At 71.9% G+C, this 25,297-nt stretch carries 27 protein-coding genes; 17 read left to right on the top strand and 10 right to left on the bottom strand.

Annotation, left to right across the window (positions count from 1 at the left end; translation table 11 throughout):
* The first annotated feature begins 10 nt into the window (after positions 1-10).
* The 7 genes from LL648_RS29705 to LL648_RS29675 are packed head-to-tail and all read left to right on the top strand — an operon-like array spanning position 11 to position 5,885.
* Positions 11-1,009, top strand: coding sequence for an ABC transporter substrate-binding protein (locus LL648_RS29705; RefSeq protein WP_232666076.1), 999 nt, complete (start codon positions 11-13; stop codon positions 1,007-1,009).
* Positions 1,006-1,866 carry an ABC transporter permease gene (locus LL648_RS29700; RefSeq protein WP_232666075.1) on the top strand — a complete coding sequence of 287 codons (861 nt, stop codon included), beginning with the start codon at positions 1,006-1,008 and terminating at the stop codon, positions 1,864-1,866. Before LL648_RS29705 ends, LL648_RS29700 begins: the two co-directional genes overlap by 4 nt.
* Entirely contained in the window at positions 1,863-2,657 is a 795-nt protein-coding gene (locus tag LL648_RS29695; protein WP_232666074.1) for an ABC transporter ATP-binding protein, read from the top strand. The genes LL648_RS29700 and LL648_RS29695 overlap by 4 nt, the downstream gene beginning before the upstream one ends.
* Positions 2,654-3,472 carry an ABC transporter permease gene (locus tag LL648_RS29690; protein ID WP_232666073.1) on the top strand — a complete coding sequence of 273 codons (819 nt, stop codon included), beginning with the start codon at positions 2,654-2,656 and terminating at the stop codon, positions 3,470-3,472. Before LL648_RS29695 ends, LL648_RS29690 begins: the two co-directional genes overlap by 4 nt.
* Complete coding sequence (locus LL648_RS29685; RefSeq protein ID WP_232666072.1) at positions 3,469-4,497, top strand: amidohydrolase family protein; 1,029 nt, start codon at positions 3,469-3,471, stop codon at positions 4,495-4,497. The genes LL648_RS29690 and LL648_RS29685 overlap by 4 nt, the downstream gene beginning before the upstream one ends.
* 33 nt (positions 4,498-4,530) lie before the next feature.
* Positions 4,531-5,259, top strand: coding sequence for a FadR/GntR family transcriptional regulator (locus tag LL648_RS29680; protein WP_232666071.1), 729 nt, complete (start codon positions 4,531-4,533; stop codon positions 5,257-5,259).
* A gap of 53 nt (positions 5,260-5,312) precedes the next feature.
* On the top strand, positions 5,313-5,885 hold the full coding sequence (locus LL648_RS29675; RefSeq protein ID WP_232666070.1) for a DinB family protein: 573 nt from the start codon (positions 5,313-5,315) through the stop codon (positions 5,883-5,885).
* Positions 5,886-5,952: 67 nt separating this feature from the next.
* Here the strand turns inward: LL648_RS29675 and LL648_RS29670 are convergent, their stop codons facing one another.
* The 3 genes from LL648_RS29670 to ctaC form a co-directional block, all read right to left on the bottom strand.
* Positions 5,953-7,416: a purine-cytosine permease family protein gene (locus LL648_RS29670; protein WP_232666069.1), complete on the bottom strand. Its 1,464-nt coding sequence runs from the start codon at positions 7,414-7,416 to the stop codon at positions 5,953-5,955.
* Positions 7,417-7,508: 92 nt separating this feature from the next.
* Positions 7,509-7,907 carry a cytochrome c oxidase subunit 4 gene (locus LL648_RS29665; RefSeq protein ID WP_232666068.1) on the bottom strand — a complete coding sequence of 133 codons (399 nt, stop codon included), beginning with the start codon at positions 7,905-7,907 and terminating at the stop codon, positions 7,509-7,511.
* A gap of 10 nt (positions 7,908-7,917) precedes the next feature.
* On the bottom strand, positions 7,918-8,892 hold the full coding sequence (ctaC, locus tag LL648_RS29660; RefSeq protein ID WP_441344310.1) for an aa3-type cytochrome oxidase subunit II: 975 nt from the start codon (positions 8,890-8,892) through the stop codon (positions 7,918-7,920).
* Between the two features lie 164 nt (positions 8,893-9,056).
* On the opposite strand from ctaC, the gene asnB reads away from it, so the two are divergent.
* Entirely contained in the window at positions 9,057-10,982 is a 1,926-nt protein-coding gene (asnB, locus tag LL648_RS29655) for an asparagine synthase (glutamine-hydrolyzing) (RefSeq protein ID WP_232666066.1), read from the top strand.
* Positions 10,983-11,032: 50 nt separating this feature from the next.
* Positions 11,033-12,040, top strand: coding sequence for a GNAT family N-acetyltransferase (locus LL648_RS29650; protein ID WP_232666065.1), 1,008 nt, complete (start codon positions 11,033-11,035; stop codon positions 12,038-12,040).
* A gap of 163 nt (positions 12,041-12,203) precedes the next feature.
* Here the strand turns inward: LL648_RS29650 and LL648_RS29645 are convergent, their stop codons facing one another.
* The 3 genes from LL648_RS29645 to LL648_RS29635 form a co-directional block, all read right to left on the bottom strand.
* Positions 12,204-13,148, bottom strand: a complete 945-nt coding sequence (locus LL648_RS29645) for a carbohydrate kinase family protein (protein WP_232666163.1) — start codon at positions 13,146-13,148, stop codon at positions 12,204-12,206.
* A 138-nt stretch (positions 13,149-13,286) separates the two neighbouring features.
* The gene (locus LL648_RS29640; RefSeq protein WP_232666064.1) at positions 13,287-13,658 is read right to left on the bottom strand and encodes a HesB/IscA family protein; all 372 of its coding nucleotides are present in this window, start codon (positions 13,656-13,658) and stop codon (positions 13,287-13,289) included.
* Positions 13,659-13,756: 98 nt separating this feature from the next.
* A complete protein-coding gene (locus tag LL648_RS29635; protein WP_232666063.1) occupies positions 13,757-14,875 on the bottom strand; it encodes a glycerate kinase family protein in 1,119 nt (372 codons plus the stop codon).
* A 91-nt stretch (positions 14,876-14,966) separates the two neighbouring features.
* Here LL648_RS29635 and LL648_RS29630 point away from each other — a divergent pair, with 91 nt between their 5' ends.
* Positions 14,967-15,611, top strand: coding sequence for a DUF3043 domain-containing protein (locus LL648_RS29630; RefSeq protein ID WP_232666062.1), 645 nt, complete (start codon positions 14,967-14,969; stop codon positions 15,609-15,611).
* A gap of 108 nt (positions 15,612-15,719) precedes the next feature.
* Here the strand turns inward: LL648_RS29630 and LL648_RS29625 are convergent, their stop codons facing one another.
* Complete coding sequence (locus LL648_RS29625) at positions 15,720-16,931, bottom strand: citrate synthase (protein ID WP_232666061.1); 1,212 nt, start codon at positions 16,929-16,931, stop codon at positions 15,720-15,722.
* A 54-nt stretch (positions 16,932-16,985) separates the two neighbouring features.
* On the opposite strand from LL648_RS29625, the gene LL648_RS29620 reads away from it, so the two are divergent.
* From LL648_RS29620 to LL648_RS29605, 4 genes are read left to right on the top strand one after another with little or no spacing between them, the layout of a single operon-like run.
* On the top strand, positions 16,986-18,173 hold the full coding sequence (locus LL648_RS29620; RefSeq protein WP_232666060.1) for a citrate/2-methylcitrate synthase: 1,188 nt from the start codon (positions 16,986-16,988) through the stop codon (positions 18,171-18,173).
* 9 nt (positions 18,174-18,182) lie between these two features.
* Positions 18,183-18,704: a bifunctional adenosylcobinamide kinase/adenosylcobinamide-phosphate guanylyltransferase gene (locus LL648_RS29615; RefSeq protein ID WP_232666059.1), complete on the top strand. Its 522-nt coding sequence runs from the start codon at positions 18,183-18,185 to the stop codon at positions 18,702-18,704.
* A 23-nt stretch (positions 18,705-18,727) separates the two neighbouring features.
* Entirely contained in the window at positions 18,728-19,801 is a 1,074-nt protein-coding gene (locus LL648_RS29610) for a nicotinate-nucleotide--dimethylbenzimidazole phosphoribosyltransferase (RefSeq protein WP_232666058.1), read from the top strand.
* Positions 19,798-20,541: an adenosylcobinamide-GDP ribazoletransferase gene (locus tag LL648_RS29605; RefSeq protein ID WP_232666057.1), complete on the top strand. Its 744-nt coding sequence runs from the start codon at positions 19,798-19,800 to the stop codon at positions 20,539-20,541. Before LL648_RS29610 ends, LL648_RS29605 begins: the two co-directional genes overlap by 4 nt.
* Before the next feature lie 263 nt (positions 20,542-20,804).
* On the opposite strand, the gene LL648_RS29600 is transcribed toward LL648_RS29605, so the two are convergent.
* The 3 genes from LL648_RS29600 to LL648_RS29590 form a co-directional block, all read right to left on the bottom strand.
* Positions 20,805-21,911, bottom strand: a complete 1,107-nt coding sequence (locus LL648_RS29600) for a branched-chain amino acid aminotransferase (RefSeq protein ID WP_232666056.1) — start codon at positions 21,909-21,911, stop codon at positions 20,805-20,807.
* A 62-nt stretch (positions 21,912-21,973) separates the two neighbouring features.
* The gene (gene gcvT / locus LL648_RS29595; protein ID WP_232666055.1) at positions 21,974-23,056 is read right to left on the bottom strand and encodes a glycine cleavage system aminomethyltransferase GcvT; all 1,083 of its coding nucleotides are present in this window, start codon (positions 23,054-23,056) and stop codon (positions 21,974-21,976) included.
* Between the two features lie 10 nt (positions 23,057-23,066).
* Entirely contained in the window at positions 23,067-23,486 is a 420-nt protein-coding gene (locus LL648_RS29590) for an SRPBCC family protein (RefSeq protein ID WP_232666054.1), read from the bottom strand.
* Between the two features lie 47 nt (positions 23,487-23,533).
* Here LL648_RS29590 and LL648_RS29585 point away from each other — a divergent pair, with 47 nt between their 5' ends.
* Genes LL648_RS29585 through LL648_RS29575 form a run of 3 tightly spaced genes read left to right on the top strand, consistent with a single transcriptional unit; the run spans position 23,534 to position 25,188 of the window.
* Positions 23,534-24,076, top strand: a complete 543-nt coding sequence (locus LL648_RS29585; protein ID WP_232666053.1) for a TetR/AcrR family transcriptional regulator — start codon at positions 23,534-23,536, stop codon at positions 24,074-24,076.
* A 25-nt stretch (positions 24,077-24,101) separates the two neighbouring features.
* Positions 24,102-24,698 carry a TetR/AcrR family transcriptional regulator gene (locus LL648_RS29580; protein WP_232666052.1) on the top strand — a complete coding sequence of 199 codons (597 nt, stop codon included), beginning with the start codon at positions 24,102-24,104 and terminating at the stop codon, positions 24,696-24,698.
* Position 24,699: 1 nt separating this feature from the next.
* Positions 24,700-25,188, top strand: coding sequence for a DUF6653 family protein (locus tag LL648_RS29575; RefSeq protein WP_232666051.1), 489 nt, complete (start codon positions 24,700-24,702; stop codon positions 25,186-25,188).
* Positions 25,189-25,297: the final 109 nt, after the last annotated feature.

Raw genomic sequence — 25,297 nt, 5'->3', positions numbered from 1 at the left:
AGGAGTAGCGATGCAGACCTGGAACCGCCCGAAACGGCTTGCGGCCTTAGCACTACTGGCGGCGCTACCAGTTGCACTGGCCGCAACAGCCTGCGGCGGCGGCACCACGACCAGCGCGGACGGGACCGTTTCGTTCACCGTCGCGGTCATCGAACCCGACATCACGGCAGTGCCGGTGCTGGCAGCCGTGGACGCCGTCCGCGCGGCCGGCCACCGCGTCGAGGTCGTCGAGCTCGCCGAACCCGAACTGGCCATCGAAGGGCTCGCGAAGGGGACCTATGCGATCTCGGCGGAGGCCACCAGCCCGGCGCTGATCGCCATCCAGCAGGGCGCCCCGATCAAGATCATTGCCGATGTCATCGGCAACCAGTGGGCCGTCTACGGCAAAGCGGGGATCTCGTCCTGCGACGATCTCGGCGGACGCCCGTTCGGGATCTTCAGCGAGGGGGCGGTGGCCACGGCCATCGTCAAGGACTGGGTCGACACGACGTGCACGGGGGGCAAGCGGCCGGAGTACCTGACCATCGGCGGGTCCGAGGTGCGCGCTCAGGCCCTCATCTCGGGCGAGATCGACGCGACGCCGCTGGAGATGTCCGACGTGGTCGCGCTGGAGTCGTCGGGGATCTCGGCGTTCACGCAGGTCGTCGACTTCACCCGGAGCCTGCCGGACCTGCACCCGCAGACCGTCTACGCGAACGCCGAGTTCCTCGCCGAGCACCGCGACGTGGCCCAGGCGTTCGTCACGGCGCTCGTGCAGGAGCACTCCAAGATCAACACCGACCCGCGGCACCTGGTGGCACTGGTCGCGAAGCACCTTCCGGACCAGGACGCGGCCGAGGTCGAGCGGATCGCCCGGCGGTACGTCGACGCGAAGCTCTTCGACGCGGGAGCGCTCACCGAGCAGAACGTGCGAGGGACCATCGACTTCTTCGTCCGAGCCGGGGTGATCGAGCCAGGCATGACGGCGAAGGACGTGGCCGACCTCTCCTTCATCGAGGCCGCACCGTGACGCTCGCGGCGGCGGATCGCGCCGCTCGCCGAGCGCCACGGGGCCGGTCCGGACCGCGAACCGGGAAGCAGCCGGGCGCGCTGGGCAGGCTGCTCGGCAGCAGCCTGCCCTACCAGCTGGTGACGTTCGTCGCCTTCGCCGCGGCGTGGGAGGTCTACGCCACCGTGTGGGGTGGCCTGCTCATCCCGAGCTTCACCGAGACCGTCCACGCGACGATCGGGTTGCTGGTGAGCGCGGAGCTGTGGGCCGCCATGTACGTCAGCAACCAGGCGCTGGCGCTCGGGTTCGCGATCGCGGTCCTGATCGGCGTGCCGGCCGGCATCGTGCTGGGTCGGTTCCGGTGGCTGGAGCGGTTCGCGGACGTCTACCTCAACATCCTGCTGGTCACCCCGATGGCGGCGATCATCCCGCTGCTGGTGATGTCGCTCGGGTTCGGACTGGCATCTCGGGTCGTCCTCGTGGCGATCTTCTCGATCGTCATGGTCGTCGTGAACAGCAGGGCCGGTGTCCGGCAGGTCGATCCCTCGCTGATCGAGATGGCGCGCTCGTTCGGCGCCACCGAGCGGCAGATCTGGACGAGGGTCCTGCTGCCGGGGGCAATGCCCGCGATCATGACCGGCATCCGGCTCGGAGTGGGACGCGCGGTCACCGGCATGGTCATCGTCGAGCTGCTCATGGTCTCCGCAGCTCTCGGCGGCTTGATCCTCGAGTATCGCGGCTTGTTCAAGGCGGCTTCGCTCTACGGGACCATCGTGATCATCCTGGCTGAAGCGCTGCTGTTGATCTCCGCTGCGCGATGGGCGGAGCGGAGGCTCACGGGCTGGGCTCAAACGGATTCGGCGAGGAGCGCTCGGTGATCGAGATTCGCGGGTTGGGCAAGAGCTTCGTCGGCCAGGACGGCGGGACCGTCGAAGCGCTGCACGATGTCGACCTCGACGTCGTGGAGAACGAGTTCCTGACGGTCCTCGGGCCGAGCGGCTGCGGGAAGACCACGTTGTTGAAGTGCATCGCCGGCCTGATCCCCTGGAACGAAGGGGACATCGTCATCGACGGAACCCCCGTGCGCGGTCCGGGCCCGGACCGCAGCATGGTCTTCCAGAACTTCGCGCTGCTGCCGTGGGCCACGGTCCTGGACAACGTCGGGTTCGGGCTCCGGCTCCGCGGGGTCGGCCGGGCCGAACGGGAGGAACGCGCCCGCTCGCTGATCGACGTCGTGGGGCTGTCGGGGTTCGAGACCAAGCGACCGCACGAACTGTCCGGCGGCATGCAGCAGCGCGTCGGGATCGCCCGCGCGCTCGCCGTCCAGCCGTCGGTGCTGCTGATGGACGAGCCGTTCGGGGCCGTCGACGAGCAGACCCGCCGCCTGCTGCAGGAGGAGCTGCTGTCGATCTGGGAGCAGCACCGGCTGACCGTCGTCTTCATCACCCACAGCATGGAAGAAGCAGTGCTGCTCGGTGACCGCGTCGTGCTGATGAGCGCCCGGCCCGGGCGGATCGCCGAGATCGTGCCGGTGCCCCTGCAGCGGCCCCGCTCGAACGACGTCGGGGCGCTCGAACGGTCCGGCGCCTACGTCGAGATCACGGCGTACCTCTGGGACCGGCTGCGCGAGATGCACGAGGAGCACCGCCCCTCGGAGGTAGCCGGATGATCGCGCTCACCGAGCGTTCCGGCACCGGGACGGTGCCGCGGCGCAGGCGTCCGGACTGGCGACGCATGCCCGTCGCGCCGCTCAGCCTCCTGGCCGGAGCCGCGGTCTGGGAGGTGGTCGGCCTGCTGGCCGGCGTGCCGTTCTTCCCGCCGCTGAGCACGGTGCTGACGCGGCTGTCGAAGATGGTGTCCGACGGGCTGATCCTGCCCAGCCTCGGCGACAGCCTGGTGAACCTCGCGCTCGGCATCGCCGTCTCGCTCGGGGTCGGGCTGGTCACCGGCGTCGCGATGGGGCGCTACCGTCGCGTCGAAGCCGCGCTCGGCGTGTACGTCTACGCCTTGCTCACCGCTCCGTCGCTGGTGTTCGCGCCGATCTTCTTCTCCCTGCTCGGCGCGGGTCGCGGCTCGATCGTCGCGGTGGTGGTCATGTACGCGATGTTCGTGATCATCATCAACACCGCGTCCGCGATCCAGGCGGTGCCCGCGCAGCTGGTGGAGATGGCGCGCTCGTACGGCGCGAGCGAGAGGCAGCTGCTGGTGAGCGTCATGCTTCCGGCGGCCGCGCCGATGATCATGGCCGGCGTCCGGCTCGGTGTCGGGCGCGCCGTGGCCGGAATGATCAACGGTGAGATGTTCATCGCCGTCGTCGGCCTGGGCCACGTCGTCACCGAGGCGAGCGGGCGCTTCGACGGCGCGAGCGTGCTCGCCGTGCTCCTGATCATCATCGCGGTCGCGCTCAGCGCCGTGGCACTGGTCCAGCTCGTGGATCGGAAGATCACCGGCTGGGTTCCGAGCACTTCGAGAGGAAACCCGTGAAGATCGACGCCTACAGCCACATCCTGCCCGCACCGTACTTCGAGCGGATGCGCGAGATGGACCTGGACCAGCGGGCGCTCAAGCGCTGGTTCGAGCTGCCCGCGCTGCACGACGTCGAAGCCCGCCTCGCGATCATGGACGAGTTCGGTGACGACTACCAGCAGGTCCTCACCCTGTCCTCGCCCCCGATCGAGCTGATCGCGGGACCGGCCGAGGCACCGGCGCTGGCCCGGCTGGCGAACGAGTCGATGCGCGAACTGTGCGACAAGCACCCCGACAGGTTCCCCGCGTTCGTCGCCGCCCTGCCCATGAACGACCCGGATGCCGCGATGCGCGAGCTGACGTCCGCCATCGACGACCTGGGGGCCCGCGGCGTCCAGGTCTTCACGAACGTCAACGGCGTACCTCTGGACCACCCGTCCTTCCGGCCGATCTTCGACGAGATGGTCGGGCGGGACCTGCCGATCTGGATGCACCCGACCAGGAGCGCCGCGTTCGCGGACTACACCACCGAGGACACGTCGAAGTTCGAGATCTGGTGGGCGCTGGGCTGGCCGTACGAGACCAGCGTCGCGATGGCGCGGCTGGTGTTCTCCGGGCTGCTCGAGCAGCATCCGAGCATCAAGATCATCACGCACCACCTCGGTGCCATGATCCCGTACCTGGAAGGCCGGATCGGGCTCGGATGGAGCGACCAGCTCGGCTCACGCACCGCCGGCGACGACTACCAGCGCCTGCAACGCGACCTGCTGCCGAAGCCGCTGCTCGAGTACTTCCGGCAGTTCTACGCCGACACATCGCTCTCCGGGTCCGACATCGGGACGAGGTGCGGCCTCGACTTCTTCGGCGCGGGTCACGTCGTCTTCGGCACGGACTGCCCTTTTGATCCCGAGGGCGGGCCGCTGTACATCCGGGAGACGATCCGGGTGATCGACGCGCTGGAGATCTCCGACACCGAGCGTTCGGACATCTACTCCGACAACATCCTGCGTCTCATGCGGTTGTCCACCGACGACGAGACGTGAACCGCGGATGCTCCCGCATGGGACACTCCGGACATGTCAGGTCACGAACCGGCCGACTGGTTGGGGCCGGTCCGGGTCGGGCGCAGCGTCGACGCCGTCACCGACCGCCTGGTCACCGCGATCGCGGTCGGCGACTTCTCCCCCGGCGAGCGGCTGCCGCCCGAGCGGGAGCTGGCGACGCTGCTCGGCGTCGGCCGCGAGACCCTCCGTGCGGCGCTCGGGCGGCTGCGCGCCGCCGGCTACGTCGTCACGCGCCGTGGCCGCAACGGCGGCGCGATCGTCCAGGACGGCTGGGGCGCGTTGTCGGACGACGCCGTGCGCCGCACGCTCGCCCCGAGCCGCGACGAGCTGGTCGAGCTGTCCGACACCCGTTGCCTCGTCGAGTCACTCATAGCGCGCACGGCCGCCGAGCGGCGGCAACCGGAGGACGTCACCGCCATGACGGCCGCGCTGGAGGCCTACGAGCAGGCCGCCGACGCCGTCGCGGCGCGACGCGCCGACCACGACCTGCACCACGCCGTCGTCCGCGCAGCCCGCAACCAGCACCTCGCGCGGCTCTCCCGGGAACTGCTCGCGCGGGTCAACGTCGGGCTGCCGATCGAGCCGTTCGAGGAGTCGACGTTCCGCGCCGTCGCACCGCAGCACCGAGCGCTCATCGAGGCGGTCGTCGCCGGCGACGGCGACACCGCAGCTGCCGTCGCGCGCGAGCACTTCACCATCACGACCGCCGCGGTGCACCGGGCGATCGACCGTGCGGGGTGACCAGCCCATATGGTGTTCGCCGCACGAGCCACCGCACGGAAAGCCGAGACGCCATGTCAACGAGCGAGACCAGCACCCCCACGCTCAGCCGCGAGCGGACCGACCTGCTCGAGACGCTGCGCAAGCACCGGCGCTTCCTGCGCCACACCGTCCGCGACCTCACCGATGATCAAGGCCTGCAGGCACCCAGCGTCAGCGCGTTGACGCTCACCGGCCTGATCAAGCACGTCGCCGACACCGAGGAGCAGTGGGCCGCGTTCATGCTCGACGGGCCGCAGACGTTCGGTGGCTTCACGGAGTGGGAGGACGCCGACGCCGACGCAGCCGCCGACTGGACGCCCGACCCGGAAGCGGAGTTCGTCGACCCGCGGTTCGTCGTGCAGCCGCACGAGACGCTCGCGTTCCTGCTCGCCCGCTACGACGACGTGGCGCGGCGCACCGACGAGATCGTCGCCGTGGTCGACCTCGACTCCGAGCACCCGCTGCCGACGGCGCCGTGGTTCGAGCCGGGCGCGCGGTGGTCGGCGCGCCGCACGATCCTGCACATCGTCGCCGAGACGTCCCAGCACGCCGGCCACGCCGACATCATCCGCGAGACCATCGACGGCGCGAAGAGCATGGGCTGACACCGTCGACAACGACGTTTTGGCTGTTGTTAGCGCTAACAAACAGCCAGAAGGTCGTTGTCGACGGTTACGCCGCTTCCTCCTGGCGGCGGATCGCCGGCGCCGTCAGCAGCGTCACGACGAAGCCGAGCACCAGCGCGAGCAGCACCCCGACGTTCGCGTACGCCCACGGGCCCTCGCGCCCGCCGAGGCCCACAGAGTCGAGCAGGTAGCCCTGCCACGACAGCCACTCCACGCCGTTGGTGACGAGCCCCCAGCCCAGCACGGTCGCGACGAGGATCACCACGATCGGCAGCGCCTGCACGTCGCCGTAGCGGCCGTTCCGGTCGTACAGGTCGTCCTCGTCGTAGTCGCGCCTGCGCAGCGCGACGTCGGCGAGCATCACCCCGCACCACGCCGCGACCGGCACGCCCAGCGTGATCAGGAAGCCCTGGAACTGCGGCAGGAAGTCCTGCGCGACGAACACGACGTAGACGGTGCCGATCACCATGAGCACGCCGTCGACGAGGGCCGCGGTCCAGCGCGGGATCCGCAGGCCGAGCGACAGCAGCGCCAGCCCGGACGAGTAGATGTCCAGCACCGCTCCCCCGACCAGCCCAAGCACCGCGACCAGCACGAACGGCACCAGGAACCAGACGGGCAGCGCCGCGGCGAGCGCGCCGATCGGGTCGGCGGAGATCGCGCTGCTCAGCTCGGGCGACGAGCCGGCGAGCAGCAGGCCGACGGTGAACAGCAGCAGCGGCGCGATCGCGGAGCCGAACGTCGTCCAGCCCACGACGCCCGCACCGGACGAGCTGCGCGGCAGGTAGCGCGAGTAGTCGGCGGCCGCGTTGACCCAGCCCAGGCCGAAGCCGGTGAGCATCATCACCAGTGCCCCGATCACCTGCTGCGTCGTGCCCGGCGGCAACGCCGACACCGTCGCCCAGTCGGCCTGGCCCGCGGCGAGCACGATGTAGACGACCGTCAGCACCCCGGTGATCACCGTGATCACGGTCTGCAGCTTCATGATCATCTCGAAGCCAAGCACGCCGGCCCCGACGACGAGCGCGGCGACCACCAGCAGCGCGACGACCTTCGTCGCGGTGCCGCCGCCCCAGCCCAACCGCTCGAAGACGGTGGCCGTGGCGAGCGTCGCGAGGATCGTCAGCACGGTCTCCCAGCCGACCGTCAGCACCCACGAGATCAGCGCCGGGACCTTGTTGCCACGCACCCCGAACGCCGCGCGCGAGAGCACCATCGTCGGCGCCGACCCGCGCTTGCCGGCAAGTGCCACGAACCCGCACAGCAGGAACGAGACGACGATGCCGACGATGCCGGCGACGAGCGCCTGCCAGAACGAGATGCCGAACCCCAGCGCGAACGCGCCGTAGCTCAGCCCGAACACCGAGACGTTCGCGCCGAACCACGGCCAGAACAGCTGCCGCGGGCGCCCCTTGCGCTCGGCGTCGGAGATGACGTTGATGCCGTTGCTCTCGATCGAGAGAGCACCGGACCGCGTCTCACCCACCGCTGGTTTCTCGACCTCGGCCATGGCCGCCTCCGCGTTCTCGATCAGACGTGCGCTGATCGAACCAGCGGTGATCGGGCCGCGCTAGAGGCCGGGCGGCGGGAGTTAGTTCAGGATCAGTGGTCGGCCGGGCGGATGTGGTACTCGAAGACGAGCCCGCCGACGGCGAGCAGCAGCGCGACCCCTGCGATGACCATCAGCCACACGAACCAGAACGCGAGCGAGATCGCCATCAGCGCGGCCGTCCCGGCCACGGTGATCGGCCAGTAGCTACCGGGCGAGAAGAACCCGACGTCGCCGGCGCCGTCGGACACCTCGGCGTGCGGGTTGTCCTCGGGACGCTCCTCCAGCCGGCGTGAGACGAACCGGAAGTACGTGCCGATGATCAGCGCGAGCCCGCCGGTCAGGAACAGGCCCGCCGTGCCGACCGCCTCACCGGTGAGGATCACGTAGACGATGGCGCACAGGAAGAAGAACGCCATCACGATCTCGAAGATGCGGGATTCGACCTTCATCGCGTGCCTCTCAGTTCCCCGTCGAAACCGGCTGGGTGGCCGAGCGCTTCACGCGGTCGGTCGAGAACGGGTACGTGGTCGTCGCGTCGGGCGCGCACAGCTTCGGGTCGCAGCCCTGCGCCTGCAGGGCCTGCAGCGCCTGCCCGGCGGTGTAGGGCTCGTTCGTCGTGGGGTTGTTCTCGGCGCGCAGCGCGGCCCACTTCTCGAACAGCGGCAGCGGCAGCGCCCTGACCTCGAAGTTCATCATCGAGTGGTAGCTGCCACACAGCTCGGCGCAGCGCCCGACGAACGCGCCCTCGCGGTCGATCGAGTCGATCTGCCAGACGTTGTCCTGGTCGTTGACCTCGGGCATCGGGAACACGTCGCGCTTGAAGAGGAACTCCGGCACGAAGAAGCTGTGGATCACGTCGACGGAGCGCTGGGTGAACTCGATGCGCTGCTCGGTGGGCAGCACCAGCAGCGGGATCGTGTCGGAATCGCCGATCGTGGTGACCGGCTTGCCGCCGGCGCCGGGCTTGCCCGGGTAGTCGAACTTCCAGTTCCACTGCGACGCGGTGATGTTCACGCGCAGGTCGGGGTTCGGCTCGTCCTTGTCGACGTAGTTCTGCACCGCGACCGTGTATCCGAACAGCACCGCCACGATGATCGTCGGGACGACCGTGAACACGATCTCGACCGGCAGGTTGTACTGGAACTGGCGCGGCGGCGTGTCGTCGCTGCCCTTGCGCTTGCGGTGGAAGACGACCGCCCAGAACATCGCGCCCCAGGTGATCGCACCGACGACGAGCGCGGCGATGGCCGACCACGTCCACAGCGTGCGCATCGACTCGGCCTGCGGGGTGATCCCGCTCGGCCACCCGAAGCGGATGACGTCCTCGATCCCGCACGCGGTGGTGAGCGGGAGCACAAGCACGGCAAGGCCGGCCAGCTTCGCAATACGCCCACGACCGCGGCGGTGATCGTCCCCGCGCTGTGCTCGGACCACTGCCCGCCGCCTTCCTACCCGTCGCCAGCTGCACTGAGAGGATTACGAGGGCGCGTTCGAGCCCCCGACTTCGACCTCGCGTAGAGACTAGCCGAGCAGGTGGCCCCCGCACCTGCCGGGTGCGCCACCCGGCGAGCCGCGCGCGGCCGGCATACTTCGGTGTTGTGTGCGGACTCCTGGGACTGTTGACGACAGAGGCCGACGCGCCCGCGCGAGCGAGCACGATCCAGGCGGCGACGCGGTGCATGCGCCACCGCGGCCCCGACGAGGAAGGCGACACCTGGAACGACCAGGACGTCGTGCTGGGCTTCAACCGGCTCGCCTTCATCGACATCGAGCACTCGCACCAGCCCATGCGCTACGCCGACGACCGCTACGCGATGGTCTTCAACGGCGAGATCTACAACTACCTCGAGCTGCGGGCCGAGCTCGCCGAGCTGGGCGCGACCTTCGCCACCGAGGGCGACGGCGAGGCGATCCTCGCCGCCTACCACCAGTGGGGCCCCGACGCCGTCAAGCGGCTGCGCGGCATGTTCGCGTTCCTCATCTGGGACGCCCAGGAGCGGGTGCTGTTCGGCGCGCGCGACCCGTTCGGCATCAAGCCGCTGTTCATGATGAACGGCCCGGGCGGGGTCGCGTTCTCCAGCGAGAAGAAGTGCCTGCTGGAGATCGCGCCGTCGGTCGGGCTGCCGCACCTGTCCGCCGACCTCGACCCGGTCGCGCTGCAGCACTACCTGACCCTGCAGTACGTGCCGGAGCCCGCGACGATGCACCACTCGATCCGCAGGGTCGAGTCGGGCACGTACGTCACCGTGCGGCCCGGCGGCGAGGTCGACCAGGAGCGCTACTTCACCCCGGTGCTGCGCTCGAGCGGCCCCACCGGGCCCGAGGTGCACCGCCAGATCGCGGACGTGATGCGCGACTCGGTCGCCAAGCACATGCGCGCCGACGTCACCGTCGGGGCGTTCCTCTCGGGCGGCATCGACTCCACCGCGATCGCGGCGATCGCCAAGGAGCACAACCCGAACCTGATCACGTTCACCTCCAGCTTCGAGCGCGAGGGCTACTCGGAGGTCGACGTCGCGGCCGAGTCGGCCGCCGCGATCGGCGTGCGGCACGTCGTGCGCACCGTCAAACCCGACGAGATGATGGAGGCGCTGCCGCTCATCGTCTGGTACCTGGACGACCCGGTCGCCGACCCGGCGCTGGTGCCGCTGTGGTTCATCGCGCGCGAGGCCCGCCAGCACGTCAAGGTCGTGCTCTCCGGCGAGGGCGCCGACGAGCTGTTCGGCGGCTACACGATCTACCGCGAGCCGCTCTCGCTCGCGCCGTTCGAGAAGGTGCCCGGCGTGCTGCGCGCGCTGCTGGGCAAGGCGTCGACGCGGCTGCCGGAGGGCATGCGCGGCAAGGACCTGCTGCGCAGGGGTGCACTGCCGCTGGAGCAGCGCTACTACGGCAACGCGCGGATCTTCCGCGACGACCAGCTCGCCGGCGTGCTGCGCCAGTACGACCCGCGACGCTCGCACACCGACGTCACCGCGGGGCACTACCGCGAGTCGGTCGGCTGGGACCCGGTCTCCCGGATGCAGCACGTCGACCTCTTCACATGGTTGCGCGGCGACATCCTGGTCAAGGCCGACAAGGTGACGATGGCGAACTCGCTGGAGCTGCGGGTGCCGTTCCTCGACTCCGAGGTGTTCGCGGTGGCGTCCCGGCTGCCGCTCTCGGAGAAGATCGGCAAGGACACAGCCGGCACCCCGACCACGAAGTACGCGCTGCGCCGAGCGCTCGACGGGATCGTCCCGCCGCACGTGCTGAACCGGCGCAAGCTCGGCTTCCCGGTACCGATCCGGCACTGGCTGCGCGACGAGATGTACGCGTGGGCGCGCGATGTGATCCGCGACTCACAGGCCGACCACCTCGTCGACCTCGCCGCCGTGCAGCGGATGCTCGACGCCCACCGCGCGGGCCCGATCGACCACAGCCGACGCATCTGGACGCTGCTGATCTTCCTGCTCTGGCACGGCATCTTCGTCGAAGAGCGGATCCGGCCCGACGTCCCGGAGCCGGCCTACCCCGTCCGGCTGTAGGAAGGGAAAATCCCTCGCCCGGCCTGGGTGTTCTGTGCCGGAATGGGCGGATGACGTCGCTCACGCTCGAGACGGTCGACCCCACCGACGAGGCCGCGCTGCGCGAATGGTTCACGCTGCGCGCCGCCGCGCAGGTGCACGACGTGCCCGACGACGTCCCGCCGTGCTGGACCGACGTGCGCGCCCGGCTGCTCGTCCCGGTGCGCGGCACGGCGGAGACGGTCTGGCTCGCGCGGAGCGGCGGCCGGACGGTCGGCGCCGCGCAGATCATGCTGCCCACGCTGGACAACCCGGACAACGCGATGGTCGACCTGCTCGTCGCCCCCGAGCAGCGGCGTCGCGGGTTCGGGCGGCAGCTGCTGGAGCACCTGATGGACGCCGGACGCACCGCTGGGTGCAAGCGCCTGTTCGTCGAGGCGCGCGAGCCGCTCGACGGCGGCGGCCCCGCCCCGCGGTTCCTCACCGCGATGGGTGGGCGGAAAGCGCTCGCCGACACCCGGCGCCGCCTGCGCCTCGACGCGCTCGACACCGCCGAGCTGGCGCGGCTGCGCGGCGAGGCCGAGCGGGCCGCGGCCGGCTACACCCTGGAGCAGTGGTTCGGCGCGCCCCCCGAGCACCGGCTCGACGGCATGGCCGGGCTCGTCGCCCGCATGTCCACCGACGTCCCGCTGGACGACCTGCACCTCGCGCCAGAGGCCTGGGACGCAGAGCGGCTGCGCGGGATGGAGGCGTCGCGCGACGCGCGCGGCCTGTGGCGCGCGACCACCGCCGCCGTCGCGCCCGACGGGGCGCTCGCCGGGTTCTCGCAGGTCACGGGGTACGCGACGATCGGCTGGTTCGCCCACCAGTCCGACACGATCGTCCTGGGCGAGCACCGCGGGCACCGGCTCGGGATGCTGCTGAAGCTCGCCAACCTCGACCTGGTGCGCGAGCGCCGGCCGGACGTCCGGGTGATCGACACCTACAACGCCGACACCAACCGGCACATGATCGCGATCAACGATGCGCTCGGCTGCTACCCCTTCGACCGCCTCGGGGAGTGGGAGATCGACCTCTAGCCGGCCCACCACGAAGTTCCCCACCGTTTTGCCTACTTGCACACGCAGAACAGCGCGCAGGTTGGCAAAACGGTGGGGACGTTGCCGTCAACTTCCCCATCGTTTTGGGTGGATGCGCGCCGAAACGGCGCGCATGTGCCCAAAACGGTGGGGAAGTCGGGGGTCAGGCGGGCAGGACCGCGGCGATCTCGGTCGCGGCGTCGGGCCCGTAGGCCTCGCGGAGCCGCTCGATGCCGTGCTCGCGGTTCCAGGTCCACTCCTGGCCGCCCTCGGTCTCCAGCACCTGCACGGCGATCAGCGCGCCGAGCTGCGCACCGCGCTCCAGCGAGAGCCCGTCCGCGACGGCCGCGAGGAAGCCCGCGCGGAACGCGTCGCCGACGCCGGTGGGGTCGACCTTGCCGGTCTCGGGGACCACGCCGACCTTGAGCACGCCGGTGTCCTTGCCGACGATCTGCACGCCGTGCTCGCCGAGCGTGGTGACGCGGATGTCGACGACCTCGGCGACGGCGGCGTCGGTCCAGCCGGTCTTCTTGAGCAGGAGTTCCCACTCGTAGTCGTTCGTCATGAGGTAGCGGGCGCCCTCGACGAGCTTCTTGATCTCGGGGCCCTCCATGCGGGCCAGCTGCTGGGAGACGTCCGCGGCGAACGGGACGCCCAGCTCGCGGCACTCGGCGGTCTGCTGCAGCATCCACTCGGGGTCGCTGGCGCCGATCACGACGAGGTCGACACCGCCCTGGTCAACACCGCGCCCCACGATCGGGGCCAGCGAGATCTCCCGCGAACGCGCCATGGCGCCGGTGTAGAAGGAACCGATCTGGCGCATGTCGTCGTCGGTGGTGCAGACGAAACGCGCGGTGTGCACGTCGTCCTTGACGAGGATCGCCGAGCAGTCGACGCCGTGCGCCTCCAGCCACTCCCGGTACTCACCGAAGTCACCGCCGACCGCGCCGACGAGCAGCGGCGACTGGCCGAGCACGCCGAGCCCGAACGCCATGTTCGCGGCGGAGCCACCCTTGAGGATGACGAGGTCGTCGACCAGGAAGCTCAGCGACATCCGGTCGAGCTGGTCGGCGACCAGCTGGTCGGCGAACCGACCCGGAAAGTGCATGAGGTGGTCGGTGGCAATGGAACCGGTGACGGCGATGGGCACGGTGAGCCACCCTACCGTGTTCGACCCGCCCCGGAACGCGGAAGACCCCGGCCATGACGGCCGGGGTCTTCCGCTCAGCTCAGCTTCGTCGAGCGATCAGTTGAACGAGTCGCCGCAGGCGCACGAGCCGCCCGCGTTCGGGTTGTCGATCGTGAAGCCCTGCTTCTCGATGGTGTCGACGAAGTCGATGACCGCACCCTGCAGGTACGGCGCGCTCATCCGGTCGACGCCCACCTTGAGGCCGTGGAAGTCGCGGAAGAGGTCGCCGTCGAGCGAGCGGTCGTCGAAGAACAGCTGGTAGCGCAGGCCGGCGCAGCCGCCGGGCTGCACCGCGATGCGCAGGTGCATGTCGTCGCGGCCCTCCTGCTCGAGCAGGGCACGCGCCTTGATCGCCGCGGCGTCGCTGAGCTCGACGCCGTGGGTCTCGGTCTCGGCCGGAGCGGTCGTGACGGTGTTCTCGACGGTCATAGCTCTCCCAACAAACAGCGGGGCAGTTCGTGTTCCCGATCCCCATAGTAAGCCGGGATACCCGCGGGAGGTGCATCGTGACCCGCACCACTCGTTTCTCAGCGACTCCAGTTGCGCGCGACCCGTTCGGCGAGCGCCGCCAACGTCCCGGCCGGGTCGGCCATCGACGCCTCGACACCACCGGCGTTCTCCGCGACGGAGTAAGCGGCCTCGACACCGGCGGCCGCAGCCTCCCTGCGCCCCACGCTGACCTGCCCGGCGAGCACGACGCACGGCACTCCGCGCTCGGCGGCCGCGCCGGCCACGGCGGTGATGAGCTTGCCGCGCAGCGACTGCCAGTCGAAGCTGCCCTCGCCGGTGATGGCCAGGCCCGCGGAGTCGAGCTCGGCGTCGAGCCCGACCAGCTCGCGGACGAGCCCCGCGCCGGAGACCCGCCGCGCCCCGAAGGCCAGCAGCGCCGCACCGAGGCCGCCCGCGGCACCGGCGCCGGGCTCGTCGCGGACGTCCCGGCCGGCCGCTGCGGCCAGCGCGTCGGCGAAGCGCGCGAGCGCGGCGTCCAGCTCGGCGACGGCGTCGGCGTCGGCCCCCTTCTGCGGCCCGAACGTGGCCGCGGCGCCGTGCTCCCCGAGCAGGGGGTTGTCGACGTCGGCCGCGGCGACCAGCTGCACACCGTGCAGCGCAAGCACGCCGTCGAGGCGCGCGACGGCGGCCAGCGGCGAGCCGCCGTCGGGCAGCGTGGCACCGGAGTCGTCGACGGGCACAGCGCCGAGAGCCGCGAGCATGCCGGCACCGCCGTCGGTGGTCGCCGAACCGCCGAGCCCGATCACGACCTCGCTCACGCCGCTCGCCGCGGCGTCGGCGACCAGCTCGCCCACCCCGCGCGAGGTCACGCTGCGCGCGGTGGCGGGGACGCGCCGCTCGCGAGGCACGAAGTGCAGCCCGCACGCGGCGGCCGACTCCAGGTATGCGGTGTCGCCGATGCGCAGCCACCGCGCCGCCACCGGGTCGCCGAACGGGCCGGTGACCTTCAGCTCGTGCCATTCACCGCCGAGCGCGGCATGAAGGACCTCGACGAACCCGGTGCCACCGTCCGCGAGCGGCAGCAACCGCAGCTCGTCGTCGGGAACGGCACGGCGCCAGCCCTCCGCGATCGCGCCGGCTGCCGCCGTCGCGCTGAGGGTGCCACCGAAGGAGTCAGGAGCCACGACCACGCGCACGCCGGGGAACCTACATCGCACAAGCGCTTTCGTGTCCGGATTGCACTGCCCTGATACCCAGGATCACACCGGGCACACATAAGCTGGACCGGTGAGGTTCCTGCGCCGCTCCACGTCGAGCACCGTCGACGCCGAGAGTTCCGAGACATCAGAACCCGACGCGACCGCGCAGGGGCCGGGCGAGCCGGGCCGCACCGCCGGCAAGGGTCGCCCCACGCCGAAGCGGCGCGACGCGGAGGCCAAGCGCCGGGGCCCGGCCCCGCCGCCGCCCCGCACGCAGCGCGAGGCGGCGCGGCTGGCGAAGGCGAACCGCCCCGACAAGGAGGAGCGCCGCAAGGCCGCCGTCGAGCGGCGCGAGCGGATGGCGGCCGGCGACGACCGCTACCTGATGCCCCGCGACCGCGGGCCGGTCAAGGCCTACATCCGCGACGTCGTCGACTCCCGCCCGCACCTCATGGGCCTGTTCATGCCGCTCGCCGTGATCGTGCTGCTCTCGGTGCTGCTGCCGATCCCCGCGGCGCAGCAGTACCTGAGCCTGTTCAGCCTCATCGCCCTCTCCACGATGATCATCGAGGGGATCCTGCTGGGGGTCTCGACCACCCGCAAGGCGCGCGCGAAGTTCCCCGACGAGAACATCAACGCGCTCGGCACCGGCTGGTACGCCTTCACCCGCGCGAGCCAGCTGCGCCGGCTGCGCATCCCGAAGCCGAGGGTGCAGCGGGGCGCGAACATCTAGCGCCCGCCCCGCACTTGTGCCTGGAAAGCCACTTTCCCGGCGTGTAGTGCCTGGAAAGTGGCTTTCCAGGCAACGTATGCGGGACGCACGGATGCGCCGTTGGGCACTTCACGTGGCGTATGGCGGCGGCTGGGGTGGGCGAGGGCCGCGGTAGCTGCCGCTGGGGCGCATGCGCAGGGGCCGCTCGGCGTACTCCTCGATCGCGTGCGCCAGCCAGCCGGCGATGCGGGCGACGGCGAAGAGCAGCTCGCCGGCCTGCACCGGCATCCCGTACGAGACGGTGAGCACGGCGAGCGCGAGGTCGACGTTCGCGGGTAGCGCGCGGTGCCGGGCGGTGGTCGCCGCGACCTCCCGCGCGACCGACAGCGCCGCCTCCGCCCGTGGGATCGCCTGCAGGCGCGCGAACAGCTCCTCCGCCCGCGGGTCGACCGCCTGGTACACGGCATGCCCCAGCCCCGGGACGCGACGCCCGGCCCGCAGGTGGTCGGCGACGACCACCGCGGCGCCGCTCTCCAGCGCCTCCAGCAGCATTCGGTGCGCCAACCCGCTCGCCGCGCCGTGCAGCGGACCGTCCATCGCGCCGAGGCCGGCCGCCACGACGGCGTAGGGGTGCGCCCGCGCCGACGCCGCCACCCGCGCGGCGAACGTCGAGGCCGCCAGGTCGTGGTCGATGAGCAGCACCATCGCCGCCTCGACGGCGGCGAGCCCGGCCGGGTCGGGCTCCTCCGCCGTCAGCGCCGGCCAGAGCCGGCGCACCAGGGGTGCGCTCCGGGCGGGCCGCTCCCCCGCCGGCGGCAGCGCGTCGACGAGCGTCGCGATGAGCGAGCGGCCCGCGGCGCAGACGTTCTCGGTGGCGAGGTCGAAGCGCAGCGGGTCGGACGCGCCCGCGGCGACCGCGGCGACCCGCAGCCGGTCGACCACCCCGCTCGACGGCGGCAACGCCGCGACCGCGGCCCGGGCCGTCGCCGTCGCGGCCCTCGGCGCGCGCCACCGGGCGTCCGGCTGCCAACGCTGCGTCCACAGCCACTCGGCGACCGCCTCGTACGGGTGCCCGCTGAGCTCCCCGATCTCGACTCCGCGCAGGTAGCAGCGGTCGTTCTCGATCAACGTGATCGCCGTGGCCACGGCGGGCACCCCGCCAGGCTCCGCGGGGCGGCGGCCGTGTTCCGCCAGTGCGGCAACCTCCGCGGGGTCGAACGTCGACCCACGCCCGCTCTCGGCGGGAACGCTGGTCAGCAGGCCGCGGCTGACGTAGGCGTACACCGTCTCCGGCTTGACGCCGAGGTGGGCCGCGACCTCGCGGGTCGTCATGCGCTCCATACATTGATTCAATCAATATTGACAACGACGGGTCAATGCATGGACAACTGATACATGCTTATCGATGCACCCCGCGGGTTGAAGGGTGTGGTGGTCACCGACACCGCGCTCGGCGACGTCCGCGGCACGGAGGGCTTCTACCACTACCGCCAGTACTCCGCCGTCGAGCTCGCGACGACCCGCAGCTTCGAGGACGTGTGGCACCTGATGATCGTCGGGGAGCTGCCCGACGAACGGCAGCTCGCGGCGTTCACCGCGCGGACGGCCGCGCTGCGCGAGCTGCCGGCCGAGGTGGCCGACGCGTTGGAGGTGATCGCACGCGGCTCGCGCACCGGACCGCTCGACGGGCTGCGCACCGCGCTGTCGCTGCTGGGCTCGAGCCTCGGGTTCAGACCGGTCTACGACCTCGACGCCGAGCAGCGCCGCGAGGACACCCTGCGCGCTGCCGCGGCCGTCCCGACGCTGCTGACCGCGCTGCACCGGATCGGGCAGGGGCTGGCGCCCGTCGCGCCGCGCGCCGACCTGCCCTACGCCGCGAACTACCTGTACATGCTGACCGGCGAGGTGCCGCAGCCCCGCACAGCGCGGGCGATCGAGAGCTACCTGATCTCGACGATCGACCACGGGTTCAACGCCTCGACGTTCACGGCCCGGGTGATCGCCTCGACCGGCGCCGACGTCGCCGCGTGCCTCGCCGGGGCGGTCGGCGCGCTCTCGGGACCGCTGCACGGCGGCGCACCCAGTCGCGCGCTCGACACGCTGGACGCGATCGGCACGCCCGACCGCATCGACGGCTGGATCCGCGACGCCGTGCTCGCCGGCGACCGGATCATGGGCTTCGGGCATGCCGTCTACCGCACGGAGGACCCGCGCTCGCGGATGCTGCGCGGGATCGCGCAAGAGATCGGCCCAGCGCTCGGCGGCGCAGCGCTCGGCGGCACAGCGCTCGGCGGCACAGCGCTCGGCGCCACGGCGGGCGCCGATCGGGTGGCTTTCGCCGTCGAGGTCGAGCAGCAGGTCGAGACGATCCTCGCCGAGCTGAAACCGGGCCGCGAGCTGCACACGAACGTCGAGTTCTACGCGGGCGTCGTGATGGAGCTGTGCGGGGTGCCGCGGGAGATGTTCACGCCGACGTTCGCGGCCGCGCGGGTCGTCGGCTGGAGCGCGAACATCCTGGAACAGGCGGCCGAACGCACGATCATCCGGCCCTCGGCGCGGTACGTCGGACCCGCGCCGGGCTAACGTTCGCGGGTGATCACGCTGGTGCTGGGTGGGACGCGGTCGGGCAAGTCGGCGCACGCCGAGGGACTGCTCCCGCAGGACGCGCCCGTCCGGTACCTGGCGACCGCCCGCCGGGATCCGGGCGACGCGGAGTGGGTCGCGCGGCTCGACGTGCACCGCACCCGCCGTCCGGAGGCGTGGACGACGGTCGAGGAGCCGGCCGTCGCCGAGCTCGTCCGCACCGGCGGCGGCCCGATGCTCGTCGACGACATGGCGACGTGGCTCACCGGCGTGCTGGACGACGCCGGGGCGTGGGAGAGCGCGCAGGTGCCGGCGTCCGTCGGCGAGCGGGTGGACGAGCTGGTCGCCGCCGTGCGCGAGAGCACCGCGCGGGTGGTGCTCGTCTCGGCGGAGGTCGGGCTCGGCGTCGTCCCGTCGACGCGTGCGGGGCGGCTCTTCCGCGACGAGCTGGGCGCGTTGAACACGGCGCTGGCGGCCGTTGCGGACGAGGTGCTGCTGCTGGTCGCCGGGCTGGCACTGCGGCTGAAGTAGCCCTCGGGGCGACGGTGTAGGAAGTGCTGGTGGATCTCCCTCCCGTTCCGACCCCGGACGATGCCGCGAAGCGGGCGGCCGTCGCCCGCTACGCCGCGCTCGACGTACCCGCCGGCGGCCTCGGCCGGCTCGCCGAGCTGGGCGTCTGGCTCGCCGCGGCGCAGGGCGAGAGCCCGCCGAAGCCGCTGCAGCGCCCGCGTGTTGTCGTCGTGGCCGGGGATCACGGGATCGCCGAGGCCGGTGTTTCCGCGCACGCGTCGGGCGACTCGGTGCGGCAGGCGGCCGCGCTGCGCGAGCAGGTCGGGGCGGCCGCCGTCGTAGCCCATGTAGCGGGCGCGACGGTGCGTGTGGTGGACGTCGCGCTCGACACCGAGCCCGAGGCGGGCACGGCGGAGCGCTACCGGGTGCGGCGCAGCAGCGGCCGGATCGACCGGGTCGACGCGCTCACCGCTGCCGAGGCGACCAACGCCGTCGAGATCGGGCGGGCGATCGCCGACGAGGAGGTCGACGCCGGCGCCGACCTGCTGGTGCCGGGTTCCATCGGGGTCGGCGCGACCACGCCGGCGTCCGTGCTGGTGGCGGCGATCACCGGGACCGAGCCCGTCGCCGTGATCGGGCGCGGCAGCGGCATCGACGACAACGGGTGGATGCGCAAGGCGGCCGCGGTGCGTGACGCGCTGCGCCGCACGCGGGAGGTCGGGCGCGACCCGCTGGCCCTGCTGCGCGTCGCGGGCGGGGCCGATCTCGCGGCGCTCACCGGCTTCTGCCTGCAGGCGGCCTTGCGACGCACGCCGGTGCTGCTCGACGGGGTCGTCGTCGCGGCGGCGGCGCTGCTCGCCGACCGGCTCGCCCCCGGCGCCCGGACGTGGTGGCGGCAGGCGCAGACGTCGCCGGAGCCGGTGCCGACCCTGGTTGCGACGCACCTCGGGCTCACCCCGATCCTCGACCTCGGCGTCCGGCTCGGGGACGGCAGCGGCGCGGCCACGGTGATCCCACTCCTGCAGGTGGCCGCACGGCTCATGACCGACCTCGCGGCGGTACCCGAGCCCGAGCCCGTCGTCCTGTCGAAGTCGGAGCCGGACGCGGAGTCGGAGTGAAAGGCCTCGCGCTGGCGGTGAGCTGGCTGACCGTCCTGCCCGTGCGCACCGGCGCGCCCGATCGCCGTGCCGCGGCCGCGGCGATCAGGTGGGCGCCGATCGTCGGCGCGCTCTTGGGATTGGTCGCGGCCGGAGCCGGGCTGGGGTTGACCGCGCTCGGGGTCGCGCCGCTGGCGGCGGGGTTGCTCGCCGTTGCCGTGCTGGCGCTGGCCACGCGCGGCATGCACCTGGACGGGCTCGCCGACACCGCCGACGGCCTCGGCTGCTACGGCCCGCCCGAGCGGGCGCTCGCCGTGATGCGCGACGGCGGCGCCGGACCGTTCGCCGTCGTGACGCTCGTGGTGGTCATCGGGCTGCAGGCGGTCGCGTTCGCCCAGCTCAGCGGCTACCGGCCGGGGTACGTGCTGGGTGCGGTCGTGCTGGCCGTCGCGACGGGCCGGGCGGCGTTCGGCTGGATGTGCCGGCGCGGGGTCGCGGCGGCCCGGCCCGACGGGCTCGGCGCGACCGTCGCCGGCTCCCAGCCGTGGTGGGTCCCGGTGCTGTGGTGGATCGCGCTCGGGGCCCTCGCCTACCCGGTGCTCGGCTGGCGCGGACCGGTCGCGGTCGGGCTCGCCGCCGTCATCACCGTGCTGCTGTCGTGGCACACGGCCCGCCGGTTCGGCGGCGTCACCGGCGACCCCCTGGGCGCGGCGGCAGAACTCTCCACCGCCGCCGTCCTGCTCATCACCGCCGCCGCCTGACAGGTGAGTCGACACTTCCAGCACGGTGAGTCGACACTTCCAGCACGGTGAGTCGACACTTCCAGCACGGTGAGTCGACACATCCGGCACGGTGAGTCGACACATCCGGCACGGCGAGTCGATGGTCCCCGCGCACCGGGAGTGCACGAAGTGACGACTCACCGTGCCAAGAGTGACGACTCACCGTGCCAAAAGTGGCGACTCACCGTGCCAAAAGTGACGACTCACCGTGCCGAGGGTGGCGACTCACCTGCGGGTGGGTGTCAGGGGGCTTCGACGAGGGTGCGCATCCAGCTGTGGGTGTCGGGGGCGGCGCCGCGCTGGATGCTGGTCAGCAGCTCGCGGAGCTTCCTGGTGACCTCACCGGGCTGGCCGCCGCCGATCACGACCTCGCCGTCGTTGTGCTTCACCCCGCCGATGGGGGTGATCACGGCGGCGGTGCCGCAGCCGAACACCTCGGTGATGGAGCCGTCGGCCGCGCCCTCCAGCCACTCCTGAGCGGCGAACTTGCGTTCGGTGACCTGGCAGCCGATCTCCTTGGCCAGGACGAGCAGCGAGTCGCGGGTGATCCCGGCGAGGATGCTGCCGGAGAGGGTGGGTGTGACCACCTCGACCTGGTCGCCGGAGCCGTAGACGAAGAACAGGTTGTTGGAACCCATCTCCTCGATCCACTTGCGTTCCTCGGCGTCGACGTAGGCGACCTGCGCGCACCCGTGCGCGGCGCCCTGGGCCTGCGGCAGCAGCGAGGCCGCGTAGTTGCCGCCGCACTTCGCGGTGCCCGTGCCGCCGAGCGCGGCACGCGTGTAGTCGGTCGCGAGCCACACGTCGACCGGCTTGAGCCCGCCGGTGAAGTACGGCCCCGCGGGCGAGGCGATCAGCACGTAGAGGTACTCCGCCGACGGCCGGACGCCCAGCCCGACCTCGGTCGCCAGCATGAACGGGCGCAGGTAGAGCGCGTCCTCCCCGCCGGCCGGCGGCACCCACTCGCTGTCGACGGCGAGCAGCTCCGCCAGCGACGCGAGGAACAGCTCCTCGGGCAGCTCCGCCATCGCCAGGCGCGCGGCGGAACCGCGGAACCGCGCGGCGTTGGCCTCGGGCCGGAACGACGCGATCGACCCGTCGAGCCGCCGGTACGCCTTGAGCCCCTCGAAGATCTCCTGCCCGTAGTGCAGCACCATCGAGGCGGGGTCGAACTGGAGCGGCCCGTACGGGGCCACGGTGGCGTCGTGCCACCCTTCGCTCTCGTTCCACCGGATCGTCACCATGTGGTCGGTGAAGTACCGGCCGAAGCCGGGATCGGCGACGATCTCCGCGCGCCGGTCCGCAGGCACGGGCGCGGGGTGGGGGATCCGGGTGAATGGAGCGGTCATGGCCTAGACGGTACTCGGTCGAGCAATGGTCGGACGTCCGAGTATCGCCATGTGGACTTGATTCAGCGCACGTGAGAGGGCACGAACGGCGGCTTGACGACGGTGCACTCGAGCTGCCGCCCGCGGACGTCGACCGTTACGGTGTCGTCGAGCGCCACCCCGGCGGCCGAGTCGATCAGCGCGAGCGCGATCCCGATCTTGAGCGTCGGCGAGAACGTCCCCGACGTCGTGACGCCCACCTGCTCGCCGCCGCGCAGCACGGCCATCCCCGGCCGCGGCACACCGCGTCCGGTCGCCCGCAACCCGCGCAGCCGCCGCGCCGGCCCCGCGGCCTTCTCCGCGAGGAGCGCGTCGCGGCCCCAGAACGCCGGCTTCGCCCAGCCGACGGCCCAGCCGCTGCCCGCCTGCACCGGCGAGATCTCCGTCGAGAGGTCCTGCCCGTGCAGCGGGTAGCCCATCTCCGTCCGCAGGGTGTCGCGCGCGCCGAGGCCCGCCGGGGTCGCACCGGAAGCCACCAGCGCGTCCCACACCTTGCCGGCGTCGGCGGCCGGGACGAGCAGCTCGTAGCCCTGCTCGCCGGTGTAGCCGGTGCGGCACACCCGCACACCCTCGAAGTCGTGGAACGCCATGTAGTCGAGGTGCCCGAGGTCGGCACCGTCGAAGAGGGTCGAGACGACCTCCGGCGAGGCCGGCCCTTGCACGGCGAGCACGGCGAGCTCGCGGTGCCGGTCGGTGACCGTGATCCCGTCCGGCGCGGCCGCTCGCAGCAGCTCGGCGACCCGCGCCGCGTTGGCGGCGTTCGGCACTGCCAGCACCTCGTCCGACCCGACCAGGTAGACGATGATGTCGTCGACGACCCCGCCCTGCTCCGTGCAGCACAGCGTGTACTGCGCGTGCCCGGGCCCGATCTTGCCGAGGTCGGCGGTGAAGCACCTGTTGACGAACTCCGCGGCGCCCGCCCCCGTGATCGCGAGCTTGCCGAGGTGGCTCACGTCGAAGAGCCCGACCGAATCGCGCACCGCGGCGTGCTCCGCGACGGTGCCGTCCGGGTAGGACAGCGGCATCGACCAGCCGCCGAAGGCGCCGAGCGTGGCGCCGAGCGCGAGGTGGCGGTCGTGCAGCGGGCTGGTGAGGAGATCGTCCACGCCCGCGAACCTACTGCTCGCTGCACCGCCGCAGGCCTTCGGCCTCCATGCGGATGTAGCGGTTCGTCAGTCCGCGGTACAGCGTGCCGATCACCCAGCCGAGCGGTCCGGCCTGGACCACCCGCAGGTCGAGGCGGGTACCGGCGCCGTCCGGCCGGATCAGGTGCTCGCCGGTGGTGCGGACGCCCGGTGCGGTCGCCTCCCAGGTGAAACCCCGCGCGGGATCCAGCTCCGTGACGGTCCACACCGCGGCCGGCAGCTTCGGCTGCCGCACCCGCGCTCGGCTGCCGACCGCGAGCGGCCCCTCGCGGTCCAGCAGCTCGACCGAGTCGATCGACGCCGTCCAGCGCGGCCAGTCCTCGACGTCGACGAGCGCCGCGAAGACGCGCGCCGGCTCCGCGGCGATGGTCACCGAGCAGGTGAACTCCATGATCCCCTCCTGACGTACCACGTGGTACAGAACGTACCATCCGGTACATGTCCGCGAGGGACGACCTGCTCGACGCAGCGCTGGAACACGTCACCGAGCACGGCCTGGGCGAGGTCTCGCTGCGCGCGCTCGCGGCGGCGCTCGGCACCAGCCACCGCATGCTCATCTACCACTTCGGCTCCCGCGAGGGCCTGCTCGTAGCGCTCGTGCAGGCCGTGGAGCAGCGCCAACGCGACCTGCTGACCAGCATGCTCGCCGATCCCCACGCCTCGCTCGCCGAGCAGTCCCGGCGGTTCTGGGCGCAGCTGACCGACCCGCGGATGTGGCCGTCGGCGCGCCTGTTCTTCGAGCTGTACGGCCAGGCGCTGCAGGGCCGCCCGCACGTCACGGCGCTGCTCGACGGCGTGGTCGACGACTGGCTCGACCCGCTGACGGAGCTCGGCATGCGCGACGGCACCCCGCGCGAGCTCGCCCGCGCCCGCGCGCGGCTGCGCCTCGCCGTCGCGCGCGGCCTGCTGCTCGACCTGCTCGCCACCGGCGACGTCGAGGGCGTCCAGGCGGCCGCGGAGCTGCACCTCCAGACCCTATGAACAAAAAACTGATACATTCATAGCCATGGCCGTGCCGTTCACGACGGCCGAGCGCGAGCGGATCACCGAGCTGCTCCTGCGCTCGGGCGAGCGACTCTTCACGACGCAAGGGCTGCGCAAGACGTCCCTCGCGGAGCTCGTCGCCCCCGCCGGCATCGCGACCAGCAGCTTCTACGCCTTCTTCCCCGCAAAGGAAGCGCTCTACCTGGAGCTGATGGTGCGCCACGCGCCCGCGATCGCCGAGCGGATGACCGCGGCCCTGCGGCAGCGGCCGACCAGGGCCGCGCTCGTCGCCGTCATGCGCACCATCGCACAGCTGCTGGAGGACGACCCGCTCTACCGCAGGCTCGTGACGCACCCCGACGAGCTCGCCGCCGTCGCGCGCCGGGTCGGGCCCGACGAGCTGAGTCGGGTCGAGCCGCACGTGCTGCACCCGCTCGTCGCGTTCGTCGAGGAGGCGCAGCGCGCCGGCGAGGTAGTCGCGGCGCCGCCGGCCGTCGTGGTCGGCGTGCTGCGGACCGTCGGCCACGTCGTCGCGCACCGCGACGAGTACGGCGACACCTACCGGGAAGTGCTGGATCTGACCATCGAGAGCCTCGCGACGGGGCTCGGAAGAGGCTGACATGGGCGCCACGCAAACGATCACGAGCGCGTTCGGCATGACCGACGAGGTGTGGCGCCGCCACTCCCACCCCTGGAGCGTCTACACCCGCTTCGCGGCGATCCCGCCGCTGATCGCCGCGATCTGGAGCCGGGCGTGGATCGGGTGGTGGGCGCTGGCGGCCGTCGCGGTCGTGATGGTGTGGCTGTGGCTGAACCCGCGGGTCTTCCCGCCGGTCACGACCCCGGTCGCGTGGGCGTCCAAGGGCGTCGCGGGCGAGCGGATCTGGGCGAACGAACGCGACCGCGTCCCCGCGCACCACCGCAAGGCGTTCCGGCTGATCGCCGTGCCCGGGACCGTGGGGATCGCGATGCTGGCGTGGGGGCTCGTCCGGCTCGAGGTGTGGCCGACCTGCACCGGCGCCGCGCTGATGGTGCTGGCGCAGCTGTGGCGGATCGACCGGCTCTCCCTGATGTACGACGAGCTGCGAGAGCCGGCCGAGCAGGGCTGACCACCGACGCGGCGGGTGGGCGCCGGGGATGCGTGCGTTCCGCACGCGAGGGCAGGAAAGCCACTTTCCTGCCCTGTGAGGGCCGGAAAGTGGCTTTCCTGCCCTCCCC

It is taken from the genome of Pseudonocardia sp. TRM90224 (assembly GCF_021245725.1).
Lineage (GTDB): Bacteria > Actinomycetota > Actinomycetes > Mycobacteriales > Pseudonocardiaceae > Pseudonocardia.
The sequence above is the reverse complement of the archived record's forward strand: the minus strand, read 5'-3'. Positions and strand labels throughout refer to the sequence as shown.

Bases quoted from the DNA above. Each gene is read 5' to 3' on its own strand.
- LL648_RS29585 (WP_232666053.1), top strand. From the start codon at position 23,534: ATGTCCGCGAGGGACGACCTGCTCGACGCAGCGCTGGAACACGTCACC.
- LL648_RS29670 (WP_232666069.1), bottom strand. From the start codon at position 7,416: ATGGCCGAGGTCGAGAAACCAGCGGTGGGTGAGACGCGGTCCGGTGCT.
- LL648_RS29640 (WP_232666064.1), bottom strand. From the start codon at position 13,658: ATGACCGTCGAGAACACCGTCACGACCGCTCCGGCCGAGACCGAGACC.
- LL648_RS29690 (WP_232666073.1), top strand. From the start codon at position 2,654: ATGATCGCGCTCACCGAGCGTTCCGGCACCGGGACGGTGCCGCGGCGC.
- LL648_RS29675 (WP_232666070.1), top strand. From the start codon at position 5,313: ATGTCAACGAGCGAGACCAGCACCCCCACGCTCAGCCGCGAGCGGACC.
- LL648_RS29625 (WP_232666061.1), bottom strand. From the start codon at position 16,931: ATGGAGCGCATGACGACCCGCGAGGTCGCGGCCCACCTCGGCGTCAAG.
- LL648_RS29645 (WP_232666163.1), bottom strand. From the start codon at position 13,148: ATGCACTTTCCGGGTCGGTTCGCCGACCAGCTGGTCGCCGACCAGCTC.
- LL648_RS29575 (WP_232666051.1), top strand. From the start codon at position 24,700: ATGGGCGCCACGCAAACGATCACGAGCGCGTTCGGCATGACCGACGAG.
- LL648_RS29590 (WP_232666054.1), bottom strand. From the start codon at position 23,486: ATGGAGTTCACCTGCTCGGTGACCATCGCCGCGGAGCCGGCGCGCGTC.
- LL648_RS29620 (WP_232666060.1), top strand. From the start codon at position 16,986: ATGCTTATCGATGCACCCCGCGGGTTGAAGGGTGTGGTGGTCACCGAC.
- LL648_RS29600 (WP_232666056.1), bottom strand. From the start codon at position 21,911: ATGACCGCTCCATTCACCCGGATCCCCCACCCCGCGCCCGTGCCTGCG.
- LL648_RS29580 (WP_232666052.1), top strand. From the start codon at position 24,102: ATGGCCGTGCCGTTCACGACGGCCGAGCGCGAGCGGATCACCGAGCTG.
- LL648_RS29705 (WP_232666076.1), top strand. From the start codon at position 11: ATGCAGACCTGGAACCGCCCGAAACGGCTTGCGGCCTTAGCACTACTG.
- LL648_RS29665 (WP_232666068.1), bottom strand. From the start codon at position 7,907: ATGAAGGTCGAATCCCGCATCTTCGAGATCGTGATGGCGTTCTTCTTC.
- LL648_RS29650 (WP_232666065.1), top strand. From the start codon at position 11,033: ATGACGTCGCTCACGCTCGAGACGGTCGACCCCACCGACGAGGCCGCG.
- LL648_RS29680 (WP_232666071.1), top strand. From the start codon at position 4,531: ATGTCAGGTCACGAACCGGCCGACTGGTTGGGGCCGGTCCGGGTCGGG.